Genomic DNA, 13844 nt, shown 5'->3' with positions numbered 1-13844 from the left:
CATTCAACACAACATTCACTCATCTTAGATAAAGGCTATAAATAAACCATCATCAAATGGATTTTTCCTCTTAAATATTGTCAAATTACGTTAAGAAATTTCACACAATAATCCTATCCATACCTTTCCCTAGACATCTACTCTAAAAAAACGTATAACACCCTTTTTTCATCATCAGGTAAAACACTTTGAAACTTGTGCTTGCACCCATGGAAGGCTTAACTGACCCAATTATGCGAGATGTACTTACATCCGTAGGCAGTTTCGACTGGTGTGTAACCGAATTCATTCGTGTCACCAACTCTGTTTTACCCGACCATATCTTTTATCAATATTGCCCAGAACTACTCAACGATGGCAAAACGGCAGCAGGAACACCTGTGCATGTTCAATTTTTAGGAAATGATCCTGAAATGCTCGCAGCCAATGCAGTTCGTGTAGCAGAACTTGGCGCACCTGCCATTGATATGAACTTTGGTTGCCCTGCAAAAACAGTCAATAAACACCGTGGCGGTTCTGTTTTACTCGATGAACCTGAAGTTGTACACGAACTAGTAAAAGCAGTGCGAGATGCTGTACCAAGTCATATTCCTGTATCTGCAAAAATGCGTTTAGGCTATATGGACACAAACTTCATGCTTGAAAATGCACATGCAATTGAAGATGCAGGCGCAGCATGGGTAACAGTTCACGCACGTACTAAAGCAGATGGTTATACACCACCAGCTTTTTGGGATCAGTTAAATCCTATTCGTGAAGCACTCAAAATTAATGTGATTGCTAACGGTGAAATTTGGACAAATGCAGATGCAAAACAGTGCCAATTAGAATCTGGCTGTGAAGACTTAATGATTGGTCGTGGTGCAGTAACAACACCAGATTTAACACAATGTATTCGCCAAAATACAGATGAACCACTTATTACATGGAATGAATTATTGGAACTTCAAATTCGTTTCTTGAATGGTTCGTATAAAAAAGAAATGAATATGGTTGGTCGTTATAAACAATGGTTAGGCATGATGTCTAAGCATTATCCTGAAGCAAAAACCTTATGGGATGATGTAAAACGCGTAAGACCATTAGATGAAATTATTGAAAAACTGAAGTCGTATTAAAACAAAAGCCGAATTCAATATTCGGCTTTTTTCTTTTTATAGTATTTTTAAATTTCTTACAGAAGATAATCGATAAACAAAAAGCCTACTGCTGTTCCTATACAGGAATAGAGCACCAGAATGAAAAATACAAAGCTTGCTTTATTTTTCTTCTTTAGAAAATTCATTCTACTGCCCCATATAAAAAATAAAAGTGCTTCATCATAGCGCATTTTTTAGTTAAGTACTTAATTCAAAAGTATTAATAGCTATATGATATTTCTTTATAATTAGATTTTACTATCAAAAAAGATACTCCATTATTGAACATATCCAAACTAACACACTTTTTCTGACATTAAAGTTACCCACTGTGAGTTTATTTAGAACATTTTTAAATGCTACAAAACACCTTTTTCTAATAACATTTCCAACCCACTCTCTTTCCCCATAAAACTAAGCCTTTGCTTCTCAGCTTTAAATTGCTGTTTCACTGCTGACACATCCACATCGATCTGCTTATACAAATCCATAATGTTCAGTTGTCCTTTAGATTTTTTCACCAAAATTTTGGCTTTATTTGACCACACCAACGAATCGATTAATTCCTGAATCTGCATTTTCAACGCTTGGCTTTGTGCTTCTAAAGATTGCTGATAAAACTTCACTTGTTCTGCGCTTAAACCCTTATTTGAACCATTTTTATTTTGCTCTACTTCTAGTTGAAACTTTAGTAAAAAGAATAAATCTTCTTGCTCATATGCTTCATTAGCACGTTGTAAAAGCTCGGTCTTTTCAACTTTTTTACTTTCATCAAGTTCACGGTCAGGGTGAATAATAGCGGCAATTTTTAAATATACAGTTTTAAGCGATTGATTCACTAGCATTGAAGCCTTGGCTTGTTTTTCTTGCTGACGTTTTAATTTAGCTTGCTCACGTGCTTGAACATATTCATCGGTATTCCAATTTTCAACATCATCATGAGGATTCAAACTTTGCGTTAAATCACCATCCAACTCCTGAATTTTCTTTTTGCTTTTCTTATTCTTTGCATATTCTTCAGCTTGTTCATAATAAGTAAATAGCGAATCAACTTCTTTAGACTGAGTTTGATCTAAAAATTTTGAATTTTTTAAGAGCTTTACCAAAGTCTGAATTTTAGTTTCAACTTGAGCTTTATCTAACTTACTTAAACCATAAACGTTTAAGCTATTCCAAAGCACCTGCATTTGCTGAAATAACGTTACATATAAACTACGATAAGCAGGCATCAACTCTTTTTGACTATAACTATGAATATCAGCTTGCGCCTGTTTCCATTCTTCAAGTAATAATTTTTGCTGCTCAATTTCATCAATCAAACGCTTCAGCTTTTGATGCTGCGGTGAAACTTCAAGAACAGTTTGAAAAGTGGTTTTAAGTTCAGAAGACATACATTTTGAGCAAGATGAAAACCTAATTATAGCGCATGATCAAAAATAATAAGATGAATAACACAATCAATAAAAATAGATTTTTTTATAAACAAATTCTAAAAATTAGAAAATTATTTCAAATACTTTCAATGTATTATTAATACATAAAAACGATAACTAAAATATTAGATTTATAATTATCTCTTTCATTTAAGAGAGAATTATTCATTTTTTCTACATTTAAATAGTTTTGTAGCCAAAACATATTAGTTACAAAATGTAACTAGCTTCTCATAATGGTGTATTTATACACGAATTTATGTATATTTTAACAACAATCTTTGAAAATTAATTGTCACGGAAGGCATATAAATTAAGGGTTATTACAAAACAAAATGACAACTTGATCACTATTTAGCCTCAAATAAACTGTGAAATTATTTTCCTTGAGCAAAGAGTAATAACTCGCATAAGATAAATACGGGTTACTTATTTGCAATATTAAATACATCTTTTATACAAAAAGCGTATTTAATACATCAAAACCAAAACAGAAATAATTATAGAAACGGAGTTTATACATGAAGTTCAAACACACCACTCTATCTGTTCTTTGTACAGGTGCTCTTATGCTTGGTCTAAGCGCATGTAGCAATGACAAAGCTCCTGCTGCTACAGACTCAGCATCATCTGATACTGCAGCTACTTCGGGGACATTAGACAAAATCAAAAAATCTGGAACTATTGTTCTTGGCTACCGAGACTCATCTATTCCATTTTCTTATATTGCAGATAATCCAACACAACCTGTTGGTTATGCACACGACCTACAATTGAAAGTAGTTGAAGCAGTTAAAAAAGAACTTAACCTTCCAGACCTAAAAGTACGCTACAACCTTGTAACAAGCCAAAATCGTATTCCTTTAGTTTCTAACGGTACTGTTGACTTAGAATGTGGTTCTACAACAAATAATAAAGAACGCCAACAGCAAGTTGACTTCTCAGTAGGTTTCTTCCAAGTAGGTTCGCGCTTACTTACAGCTACAGATTCTGGTGTTAAAGATTTTGCTGATCTTAAAGGTAAAAAACTTGTAACAACTGCGGGTACAACTTCTGAACGTTATATCCGTCAGCATGAAAAAGAGTTAGGCATTGGCGAAATTATTTCTGCTAAAGACCATGCTGAATCTTTCTTAATGCTTCAAAGTGGCCGTGCTGCTGCATTTATGATGGATGACATTTTACTTGCTGGTGAAAAATCTAAAGCAATTAATCCTGAAAAATGGGTAATTGTTGGTACTGCACCAATTCAAGAGATTTACGGTTGTATGCTTCGTAAAGGTGATACTGGCTTTAAGCAAGTTGTTGACGGTGCAATTACTGAAACGTACAAATCAGGTCAAATCAACGAAATGTACAAAAAATGGTTCCAATCTGCAGTTCCACCAAAAAATATCAACTTAAATTTCGAAATGTCTGATCAATTAAAAGCATTAATTGCCAATCCGCATGACCGAGATGAATAAGCTTTAAAATAATAAATAAATACGTCAGGCAAAATTCTATTTTGCCTGACTATTTTCGGAGTCACTATGAATTATAGTTGGAACTGGGGAGTTTTATTTCAGTCCACTGGCATTGGTAGCACAACCTACCTAGATTGGGTTCTTACAGGACTTGGCTGGTTGTTCGTTATTGCTATTGTTGCATGGTCTATTGCTATGGTGCTTGGAAGCATCTTAGGGATTATGCGCACTTTACCCAATAAAACTGCACGAAATATCGGTTCAGCATATGTTACTGTTTTCCGTAACGTACCCTTACTAATACAATTATTTATTTGGTTCTATGTCGTACCAAATTTTTTACCAGGCCCAATTCACTCATGGTGGATTACAGATTTAGGTGCAAATACAACTGCCCTTATTTCTGCAAGTATTGGTCTTGGATTATTTACGGCTGCTCGTGTTTGCGAACAAGTGCGTACAGGTATTGAAGCTCTACCGCAAGGTCAAATCAATGCTGGTTATGCAATGGGCTTTAGCACATTCCAGTTGTATCGCTACGTTATTCTCCCTCAATCGTTTCGTACTATTTTACCGCCGCTAAGTTCTGAACTTACAAACTGTGTAAAAAATACATCGGTTGCGTCTTTGGTTGGTGTATCTGAAATTATTTCACAAATGAAAACTATCAGTGAATACACTCAAAATACCATCGAAATTTATACCTTTATCACCATCATTTTCATTGTGATTAACGTTTGCCTACTTAAGGGAATGTTGATGCTTGAAAAGCGTTTGCGTGTTCCTGGTCTAATTGCAGGAGATAAATAATGGAATGGCTCACTGCATTTTTCACTGACCTTCAATTATCAGCACCAGCTTTGTGGCATGGTTTTTCAATCACACTAAAAGTTGTTGTAATTGCAACAATTGGTGGTATCGCGATTGGTACAATCCTTGCGTTAATGCGTTTATCATCTAATAAGATTTTGAATGTTATTGCACAAAGTTATGTCAATTTATTCCGCTCGATTCCATTACTTTTAGTATTGATGTGGTTCTATTTTGCGGTTCCATTTTTATATACCGCAATCACTGGAAATTACTTAACCATCGATACTGCTTTGGTTTCAAGTATTGTTGCATTCATGCTCTTTGAAGCTGCTTATTTCTCTGAAATTGTCCGTGCAGGTATTCAATCTATCCCACGTGGGCAAACAGCAGCAGCTCAAGCATTAGGTATGACTTACGGTCAATCTATGCGACTCATTATTCTCCCTCAAGCATTCCGTAAAATGACGCCTTTGCTTTTACAGCAAACCATTATTTTATTCCAAGATTCGACCATGGTTTATGCCATCGGCTTGCTTGATTTCTTCCGCACAAACTATGTCCGTGGTGACCTTATGGCACTACTTACGCAATATATTCTATTCGCGGGCTTGGTATATTTCACTGTAAGTATGATCGCAACTTATGCCGTTAAAAAATTACAAAGGAGGTTAAGTGTATGACAGATAGTAAAGTAATGATTGACCTCCAAAATGTGAGCAAGTGGTACAACAAAGACTTTCAGGTACTTACTGATTGCACAACACAAATTCGTCAAGGTGAAGTGGTTGTTGTTTGTGGTCCATCTGGCTCAGGTAAATCGACACTTATTAAAACAGTAAATGGCTTAGAACCATTTCAACAAGGTCAAATTACGGTAGATGGTATTTCCATTAATGACCCTAAAACTGACTTAACAAAATTACGTAGTCGCGTAGGTATGGTGTTCCAACACTTCGAGTTGTTCCCTCACCTAAGCATTACGGAAAACTTAACGATTGCTCAAGTAAAAGTACTTGGTCGATCTGAAGAAGAAGCGAAGAAAAAAGGCTTAGCTTACTTAGACCGCGTTGGTTTAAGCGCGCATGCAAATAAATTCCCTTCTCAACTTTCTGGCGGTCAACAGCAACGTGTTGCTATTGCACGTGCATTAAGTATGGACCCTATTGCAATGTTGTTCGATGAACCAACATCTGCTCTAGATCCTGAAATGATTAATGAAGTACTTGATGTAATGGTTGAGCTTGCAAAAGAAGGTATGACCATGATGTGTGTAACACACGAAATGGGCTTTGCTCGTCAGGTTGCAAACCGTGTGATCTTCATGGATCAAGGTAAAATTGTAGAAGACTGTACAAAAGACGAATTCTTTACAACAAAACGTAGTGATCGTGCTCAACAGTTCTTAGATAAGATTCTTCACTAATTGAATCTTAACAATAAAAAAGCAGATCAAATGATCTGCTTTTTTTATACCTTTTATGATATTTGATGAGTTTTTAAGCTTTTTTTAAGGCGTGTTTTGTTTAATTCATCTTATTTATTTTCATTTATATTATGAAAGAACTAAGCCAATTTTTTTTAATACAAAGTGCAATCTTAATTATAAGTTTTTCCATTTTGTGGTTTTACATCCCTGTAGGCGGTAGTTTAGATTTATATCTCATTTCCCCTTGGGTAGATGTGCTTGGAAAATTCCCTCTAAGAGATAATTGGTATTTAGCAACCTTAAATCATCGGTATGTTAAAAATATTATTATCTTAATTTACAGTTATTATTTTTTTGCATGGGTGACATCTTTTAAGTTTCCAAAATTTAAACCACTACGTCACGATTATGCATATTTCTTTTTTATCTCAATGCTATGTACTATTTTAATAGGCATTATAAAAGCGCATTCAGCACATGCTTGCCCTTGGGATATGACGATACCCACAGCTACAGGTTCTACATGGAATTTTAACGCAATCGATGGCCATTGCTTTCCTGGTGGTCATGCATCCACAGGTTTTGCATTAATGACAGGTTATTTTTTGTATTTTAAAACAGACTCAAAACGAGCATACTTCTTCTTAATTTCAGGGCTTATTTTAGGCTTTGCAATGGGATGGGCTCAAATGATGCGTGGCGCACATTTTTTAAGCCATAACTTATGGACAGCTTGGTTTATATGGCTTATCAATTTCATTAGCTATATTTCAATCCATTTATTCAAATTACTAAAAACTTAAATGATGATATTTGTAGCTTTCCATGACCCATTAATTGAATTTAGTTAAAATATAGTTCAATTTAATTTACATTGGTAAAATAGTGCTTAGAATTTATGCTAATTTTTTAAAAGAACATGCTTCAGAACAAGAAAATTCTGTTCAATCTTATATAATTAATCATCAAAAAATTTGGCTTAAAAAAGCATCTCAACGCCACTCAACGTGGATATACCTTCCCTTACAATGGTTTTCAAAATTGCTTGGCTTAAGCATGCTTGCACCTGTACCGAATCATGGTGGTGAAGAAGCAATTGCTTGTGAAATTAGCCGCATTAAAACATTAAAAAAATTAGATATTCATGTTCCAGACATTCTTGCACATCAAAATAATGCTTTTATATTAAAAGATGCATCTCCAAATGGAGAGCCTGTAACTCAACTTGAACATGCGCTTTCAATCCAAGAAACATCAGAACAACGCTTAACATTATTTAGCAAGGCTATTAAAGCTCTTGAAAACATCCATCAGAAAAATAGTTATTTAAGTGAAGCCTTTGCTCGAAATATTTTAGTGGGCACAGATCAAGAATTTTCATTCATTGATTTTGAAACTGATCCTGGTCAATATTTAAGTTTAAAAGATTGTCATACTCGTGATTGGCTATGTTTTATTTTTTCTACCACTCACCGCTTTGAAGAGCATGAACTTAATCAAGCCTCTAAACTACTTGTTAATACACTTAAATCCAATCCAGATGTATTTAATGATATTTGTCGTGTTGGGCGCAAAATCACATGGTTACTTAAACTAAAACCGGAAAAATTAGGAAACGATGGAAAACGGCTTACAAAGTGTATTTCCATACTTAAAATGCTTAATAATCAGCGTGAATTAAATTATGTTTCATAATTGGTAGTTTTACAGTTACTTTTAGACCACCCAAATTTTCGCTCTTTGAAAATTCTAAACTTCCCCGCAAGTGTTGAATGGCTTTGTCTACAATAGATAAGCCTAAACCACTGCCAATTTCATTATGATTATGGATGCGATAAAAACGCTTTTTAATATTATCAAATTGCGAAACATCAATTCCTGAACCACTATCCTCTACTATAATAACGGCTTGGCTATTCTCTCGTGAAATAGAAACATTAATAATGCCCTTTTCAGGTGTATATTTAATCGCATTATCAATTAAATTATAAATGATAGAATGCACAGCGTATTCTTGTGTAAACAGCTCAATTTTTTGCTGTTCATCCATTCCTAAGTCTATTTCTTTTTGTAATGCAAACTGAATTAACTGTTCCACACAACCGACTGTTAACTGATTTAAATCAAATAATTGTGCTTCTTCATTGTAAACAGATGAATCCTGTTTTGCTAAACTCAATAACTGACTCACTAAATGCTGAACACGCACCAAACCTTTACTTAAGTTTTTAATTGCAGGATCATTTGGAAACTGTTGCAATAAAATTTTAGTTTGTAAATTCAATGCTGTAATTGGTGTTCTAAGCTCGTGTGCAGCATCTGCAGTAAACTGTTTTTGCTCTTGTTGTGAAGATAAAATTCGTTCAAAAAGATGGTTCATTTCTTGAATGGTTGGGGTAATTTCTTCGGGGTATTGATTCGCTTGAATAGGTTTTAATTCATATGCGCCTCGCTTTATTAATTCATCTTTAAAATCATCTAAAGGCTTTAAGTTCCTACGAATAACCCAAATTAAGCTCCATAATGCAAAAGGTAAAAATAGCACATATGGAATAAACATATTTAGCGCCAACTCAAAAGCTAAGCTCTTACGAACTGAATTTTGTTGACTTACCTGAATTTGATATTTTTCAGATGGAAGCACATATGTGTGCCACTCATCATGTATTGTATTATGTGAATAGAAGCCCTTTTTCTTAACTGGTGCTACCAATAAATTTAATTCATCATTTAAGTGATCTTGTTGATCATAAGCCCAAACATCAACAAATAAATCTTCTTCGTGATAACGCTCATGTGCATCAAAATCACTTCGTGCTGGCTGAGGCTGATGGTCTGCTACACGTTCTGCCAAATTTTGCATCTGAGCATCTAAAATTTCATCAATCTCTTCAAGTGCAATTCGATACGCAGAAAAAATAAGTAAGCAGCCTAATACCACACTAAATATGGAAACATAAATTATCAGGCGTTTTTTTAAAGAGTAATGAGCCTTCATTTAAGTGTCCTAAAGTTGGCCAAGTCTGTAGCCTAAACCACGTATCGTACGAATAAAGTCTTTACCCAACTTATTACGTAAATGATGAATATAAACTTCTATCGTATTACTATTAATTTCTGTATCGAAATCATATAACTTATCTTCTAAATTACTTTTTGAAAAAATTTTATTTGGGTGGCTAACTAAAGGTAAAAGAATTGCCCACTCTCTATTAGACAGATCAATATATTCACCTTTAAATTTCACTAAATGTTGTTCAATATCTAAAATTAAATCGCCATATTTTATAATATTAGTATTTTCAAGCTTTGAGTTTTTCCCACCTGCACGGCGTAATAATGCATAAATTCTGGCAAGCAATTCATCAAATTCATAAGGTTTAATTAAGTAATCATCCGCGCCTTGATTTAAACCATCTACGCGATTTTGCAACTGATCTCTTGCAGAAATTATTAATACAGGTAAATGTGCATAATTTTGACGTATTTGCTTCAAAACCTGCATACCATCCATCATAGGTAAGCCCAAATCAAGCAAAACTATATCAAATTGACTCTGTTGCAGACAGCGCAATCCTTCTAAACCATTATTCACCCACTCCACGTCATATCCGTGATATTTCAATAAAGTTTGAGTGGATTCTGCAATCATAAAATCATCTTCAATAATGAGAACTTTACTCATAATTTATGCTCGTGTTTTGGCATTACATTGATTAAACATATTTAGCTTTGAATCTAACACTTTTGTGTTAATTCCAAGTAAAGATAACATTGATGGAAATAAATTATCTTGACTAAATTGTTGATTTTTTCGTTGATTCAAACAATCTAATTCATGCGAAATTGATTGTTTCCATTGAGGTGAAAACCACATTAACATTGGAACATGGGTTTGCTGACTTGGTGCAATTGCATAAGGAGCACCATGCAAATATAGCCCCTTTTCACCTGTAGATTCGCCATGATCTGACAAATACCAAAAACCTGTTTGATATTTTTCATTCTGTTTAAGCGTATCAATTAATTCATTTAACACTTGATCAGTATATAAAATTGTATTGTCATAAGAGTTAATTAAAGCTTCTTGACTACATCCTTGAATGGCATTTGTATCGCATGTTGGTTTGAACTTTTTAAACTCATCTGTTGAGCGCTTAAAGTATGCAGGACCATGACTACCCATTTGATGTAATACAATTAAACGTGGTACTTTATCTTTATCAGGAATTTTTCCTAAGTACAATTTTAAGCTATCAACCAAAATTCCATCTAAACATTCACCTGAGTTATCACACCACTTTTGCTTTAATTCTTTAGATATTTCAAATTCTTCAACTCGATCACATGCGCCTTTACAACCAGAGTTATTATCTATCCAAGTCACCTTGTATCCTGCTCGTTGAGCAATATCTAATAATCCCTCACGGTGACTTGCAAGTTCTTCATCATAAGCATCTCTTGGCATACCAGAAAACATACAAGGTACTGAAACAGCTGTTGCTGTACCGCAAGAACTCACCTGACTAAAATTAATAATGTCTTGTTTAGATAGCTTTGGATTTGTATTTTTTGAATAACCATTTAATGAAAAGCTTTCTGCACGTGCTGTTTCACCAACCACTAACACCATCAGTTTAAGTTTATTTAAACTACCTATTTTTTCAACCAAATGTGCATCACTGCCATAAGTTAGTAATGGTAAGTTCTTTTTAGGTGCTTTTTTATGAAAATATGATGTTGTAGAAGCAATTGCATTCTGCGGTGAAATCATTCCTTTTAGGTCACGATGCTCGCGAAAGATTGCTGCAAAATCGACATAGAAACTAAATAATAATCCACCGATAATAGCTAAAGATGCAAAACTATAAACAGCTTTCTTTAATAGCATTTTAAGTGCAGCTTCATCTTTTAAGCGGACAAGTAAGATAGCAAAAACTGGCAAAACAATTGCACCAGACATCCAAGTTAAAAGCTGTGGTGAAAGTAAGTCATTTACTTCTTTTATGTCAGTTTGCATCATATTTTGAACTTGGTCTGAAGTTATTATTATTCCCAAGCTATTCACGAAATATGAACTAAATCCACCAATAACAATTAAAATTATTGCGAATACTTTTGCAGTCCACTTCCAAGCAAAAAGTTGCATGACAAGATTATAAAAAGCGATGACAATACAAATTGTTGCTGTAATAAAAAGACCAGCTTTAAAACCTTGATATGGCGTGAGTTCATTTACTTTTTCATAAAATCCAATATTTAGAATAATACCAAGCCATAAAGCGATCAATAAATTGAATTGACCTAAGCTAATAGGCTTAATTTTATTTCTTAGCTGGCTTAATTTTGCTTTTAAATTTTGCATAAAAATTTTATCAAAGGGAAAATCCAATGACTTAAGGTAAAATTTAAAACTTAAAAAATACTTAAATTAGAATTTTTAATTTATATGGAAATAATAAAAATATTTAGAAGCTTAATTTATGGATAAGTTTCTTATTTTTTTATAGAATTCATTAAGTGATAAACTTAATTATTAAGAGGGTGATTTATTTAGTTTTGACCATTTGATAATGGGCATAATTGTAATTAACGCAATCAAACATATTATACATAAATAGATTTTATAGCCCAAAATATCACCAAAAATCCCACTCAGACTATATAAAGCACCACTTACAGTTGCCATAATTGCGACTTGAAAAGTGAAATCTGTCCCTGCGAAATCTTTACGGCTATATTGCATTACCAAAGTCAGCATTACGACTAACAACATAGAAGACACCATATCTTCTAATGCATTCACGCTATAAATTAACCACCGTGAAATTTGTATTTTTGCTTCAAATAAATATGCCAAATATGCATATGCGGACAAACTAAAAACTTTTAAAATTGAAAAACTCAGCAATGCATTTGTTCTAGAAATAAATTTCAAACTTAGTCCTGCTATTCCTGCACCGACAAGCGCAGCGAAAGCACCGAGCATCGTCACATAAATACCAATTTGTGAAAAACTTAAACCCATATCAACCATTAATGGTTTCAATAATGGTCCAGATAAACCATCTGCAACTTTAAAAGTTACAAGAACAATCAACCATGACATCAACAAAGGCGTTTGAGTAAAATAAAATAAATATGCTTTTACATTTGCCCATTCAAATTGAATCTTATTATTCTGATGCTGTTTACTTTTATGCTGTGGCTCTTTCGTCAATAAAATAGGAAGCGTATTTAAAGCAACTAATCCAGCCAATACCAAAAACGTCATTTGCCAATTGAGCCAATCTAAAGCCCATAAAATTGCACCACCACCAACAATAAAACCCAATCTTGAACCGATAACCTGAAAGGTATTCCCCCATTGTTGTTGTTCATTTTTCAAAATATTTACAGCCAAGCCATCTGTTGCAATATCTTGCGTTGCTCCAATTAAATTCATACTGAGCAAAACAACAAAAAATGCCACTAAATACACAGGCTGATTTAAAGATCCAATTGGAATAAATGAAAGTGCAATAAGCACAAAAATAGTTAATAACTGTGTTGGAATAATCCAAGATCTATAATGACCTAATTTTTGATGTCCAAATTTATCGACCAATGGCGCCCAAAATATTTTGATTGACCAAGGCAACATAAGTAAGCCAAAACCACCAATATGTGCAAGTGAGACACCCTGAGCCCTTAAAATAACAGGTAAAGCATGAGTCATAAAACCTACAGGTAGACCTTGCGCCCAATATAATGAAAACAAAATAAGATAAACATTACGTAAATTAGACATAAAATTCCTAAGCAGATAATATTTTTGTACTTATACACATAAGGCATATCGTATTCTGCCAATGATCATATCCATATTAAAGCTTAAAATTTCTATATAATCTTACTTTTCAATTAAGATAAAAATAATATGAAAAAATTTCCGACATTACCGCCTTTAGTTCCACATCGAAACTCGAGTGTTTATACACAAATGATGTTTAAGCGTATTTTTCTAGCTCAAGGTTGGGAAATGCATGGCGAATTTCCAAATTTGCCAAAAGCCGTCGCTATTATTTCTCCGCATACATCTAATATAGATGCTTGGTACGGTTTTCTAGCCCTACTCGGTTTAAATATAAAAATTACTATATTTGGTAAGCATTCACTGTTTAAAACACCGTTAAAACCAATTTTAGAATGGATTGGCGTGATTCCTGTTGTACGAAACTCACCACAAGGATATACGCAACAAATTGCAGATATTATTGCGTCTAAAGAACAAATTTGGGTCGGAATGGCGCCCGAAGGTACACGTAAAGAAGCAGAAAAGATTCGTAGCGGTTTTTATCATATTGCCGATACAGCACAAATTCCAATTGTTATGTTTGCATTCGATTATCAGCATAAAGTTATTCGAATTTTAGGAACATTTGAAACAACAGGCAATTATGAGCAAGATTTAGAAAGCATCTTAAAAATTTATGAAGGTAAATTTTCACCTAAACATGAAAAGTGGTTAGCAAAGCCGTTACAAAAGCATTGGAAAAAAGACTAGCAAAATACTCTACTTTTTGGT

Annotated in this window: 14 protein-coding genes; 8 read left to right on the top strand and 6 right to left on the bottom strand. The window is 33.8% G+C overall.

Annotated elements, in window-relative coordinates; translation table 11 throughout:
* Positions 1-188 precede the first annotated feature (188 nt).
* Positions 189-1118, top strand: coding sequence for a tRNA dihydrouridine synthase (locus SKM54_RS00505; protein WP_321093579.1), 930 nt, complete (start codon positions 189-191; stop codon positions 1116-1118).
* Positions 1119-1174: 56 nt separating this feature from the next.
* Here SKM54_RS00505 and SKM54_RS00500 read toward each other — a convergent pair whose 3' ends face one another.
* Together SKM54_RS00500 and SKM54_RS00495 are read right to left on the bottom strand one after the other, a co-directional pair.
* The gene (locus SKM54_RS00500; protein ID WP_228273451.1) at positions 1175-1285 is read right to left on the bottom strand and encodes a hypothetical protein; all 111 of its coding nucleotides are present in this window, start codon (positions 1283-1285) and stop codon (positions 1175-1177) included.
* Positions 1286-1498: 213 nt separating this feature from the next.
* Positions 1499-2530: a molecular chaperone DnaJ gene (locus SKM54_RS00495; RefSeq protein ID WP_321093576.1), complete on the bottom strand. Its 1032-nt coding sequence runs from the start codon at positions 2528-2530 to the stop codon at positions 1499-1501.
* Between the two features lie 563 nt (positions 2531-3093).
* Here SKM54_RS00495 and SKM54_RS00490 point away from each other — a divergent pair.
* From SKM54_RS00490 to SKM54_RS00465, 6 genes are all read left to right on the top strand, one after another.
* Positions 3094-4038, top strand: a complete 945-nt coding sequence (locus SKM54_RS00490) for a transporter substrate-binding domain-containing protein (RefSeq protein ID WP_321088686.1) — start codon at positions 3094-3096, stop codon at positions 4036-4038.
* A 66-nt stretch (positions 4039-4104) separates the two neighbouring features.
* Complete coding sequence (locus tag SKM54_RS00485; protein ID WP_154772966.1) at positions 4105-4848, top strand: amino acid ABC transporter permease; 744 nt, start codon at positions 4105-4107, stop codon at positions 4846-4848.
* Entirely contained in the window at positions 4848-5531 is a 684-nt protein-coding gene (locus tag SKM54_RS00480) for an ABC transporter permease subunit (RefSeq protein ID WP_248103852.1), read from the top strand. The genes SKM54_RS00485 and SKM54_RS00480 overlap by 1 nt, the downstream gene beginning before the upstream one ends.
* Positions 5532-5545: 14 nt before the next feature.
* Positions 5546-6274, top strand: a complete 729-nt coding sequence (locus SKM54_RS00475; RefSeq protein ID WP_248103869.1) for an amino acid ABC transporter ATP-binding protein — start codon at positions 5546-5548, stop codon at positions 6272-6274.
* A 131-nt stretch (positions 6275-6405) separates the two neighbouring features.
* Positions 6406-7080 carry a phosphatase PAP2 family protein gene (locus tag SKM54_RS00470; protein ID WP_248103849.1) on the top strand — a complete coding sequence of 225 codons (675 nt, stop codon included), beginning with the start codon at positions 6406-6408 and terminating at the stop codon, positions 7078-7080.
* Positions 7081-7162: 82 nt separating this feature from the next.
* Positions 7163-7972: a BUD32 family EKC/KEOPS complex subunit gene (locus tag SKM54_RS00465; protein WP_248103846.1), complete on the top strand. Its 810-nt coding sequence runs from the start codon at positions 7163-7165 to the stop codon at positions 7970-7972.
* Here SKM54_RS00465 and SKM54_RS00460 read toward each other — a convergent pair.
* The 4 genes from SKM54_RS00460 to SKM54_RS00445 all read right to left on the bottom strand — a co-directional run bounded on the left by SKM54_RS00460 (position 7938) and on the right by SKM54_RS00445 (position 13067).
* On the bottom strand, positions 7938-9275 hold the full coding sequence (locus SKM54_RS00460) for an ATP-binding protein (protein WP_321093573.1): 1338 nt from the start codon (positions 9273-9275) through the stop codon (positions 7938-7940). The two genes, SKM54_RS00465 and SKM54_RS00460, sit on opposite strands and share 35 nt — an antisense overlap.
* 9 nt (positions 9276-9284) lie before the next feature.
* On the bottom strand, positions 9285-9962 hold the full coding sequence (locus tag SKM54_RS00455) for a response regulator transcription factor (RefSeq protein ID WP_321093571.1): 678 nt from the start codon (positions 9960-9962) through the stop codon (positions 9285-9287).
* A gap of 3 nt (positions 9963-9965) precedes the next feature.
* Entirely contained in the window at positions 9966-11642 is a 1677-nt protein-coding gene (locus SKM54_RS00450) for a phosphoethanolamine transferase (protein ID WP_321093569.1), read from the bottom strand.
* Positions 11643-11813: 171 nt separating this feature from the next.
* Positions 11814-13067 (bottom strand): MFS transporter, encoded by a 1254-nt coding sequence (locus tag SKM54_RS00445; protein WP_321093567.1) that lies wholly within the window; start codon positions 13065-13067, stop codon positions 11814-11816.
* Positions 13068-13196: 129 nt separating this feature from the next.
* Here SKM54_RS00445 and SKM54_RS00440 point away from each other — a divergent pair, with 129 nt between their 5' ends.
* Positions 13197-13823 (top strand): 1-acyl-sn-glycerol-3-phosphate acyltransferase, encoded by a 627-nt coding sequence (locus SKM54_RS00440; protein ID WP_321093564.1) that lies wholly within the window; start codon positions 13197-13199, stop codon positions 13821-13823.
* The last annotated feature ends 21 nt before the right edge of the window (positions 13824-13844 follow it).

Origin of the sequence: Acinetobacter faecalis (assembly GCF_034187745.1) — a bacterium.
Taxonomy (GTDB): Bacteria; Pseudomonadota; Gammaproteobacteria; order Pseudomonadales; family Moraxellaceae; genus Acinetobacter; species Acinetobacter faecalis.
This window is presented reverse-complemented; position numbering and strand designations above follow the sequence as displayed.

Excerpts from the sequence above, each read along its gene's own strand:
- SKM54_RS00500 (WP_228273451.1), bottom strand. The coding sequence starts at position 1,285 with ATGAATTTTCTAAAGAAGAAAAATAAAGCAAGCTTTGTATTTTTCATT.
- SKM54_RS00495 (WP_321093576.1), bottom strand. The coding sequence starts at position 2,530 with ATGTCTTCTGAACTTAAAACCACTTTTCAAACTGTTCTTGAAGTTTCA.
- SKM54_RS00490 (WP_321088686.1), top strand. The coding sequence starts at position 3,094 with ATGAAGTTCAAACACACCACTCTATCTGTTCTTTGTACAGGTGCTCTT.
- SKM54_RS00485 (WP_154772966.1), top strand. The coding sequence starts at position 4,105 with ATGAATTATAGTTGGAACTGGGGAGTTTTATTTCAGTCCACTGGCATT.
- SKM54_RS00480 (WP_248103852.1), top strand. The coding sequence starts at position 4,848 with ATGGAATGGCTCACTGCATTTTTCACTGACCTTCAATTATCAGCACCA.
- SKM54_RS00475 (WP_248103869.1), top strand. The coding sequence starts at position 5,546 with ATGATTGACCTCCAAAATGTGAGCAAGTGGTACAACAAAGACTTTCAG.
- SKM54_RS00470 (WP_248103849.1), top strand. The coding sequence starts at position 6,406 with ATGAAAGAACTAAGCCAATTTTTTTTAATACAAAGTGCAATCTTAATT.
- SKM54_RS00460 (WP_321093573.1), bottom strand. The coding sequence starts at position 9,275 with ATGAAGGCTCATTACTCTTTAAAAAAACGCCTGATAATTTATGTTTCC.
- SKM54_RS00455 (WP_321093571.1), bottom strand. The coding sequence starts at position 9,962 with ATGAGTAAAGTTCTCATTATTGAAGATGATTTTATGATTGCAGAATCC.
- SKM54_RS00450 (WP_321093569.1), bottom strand. The coding sequence starts at position 11,642 with ATGCAAAATTTAAAAGCAAAATTAAGCCAGCTAAGAAATAAAATTAAG.
- SKM54_RS00445 (WP_321093567.1), bottom strand. The coding sequence starts at position 13,067 with ATGTCTAATTTACGTAATGTTTATCTTATTTTGTTTTCATTATATTGG.
- SKM54_RS00440 (WP_321093564.1), top strand. The coding sequence starts at position 13,197 with ATGAAAAAATTTCCGACATTACCGCCTTTAGTTCCACATCGAAACTCG.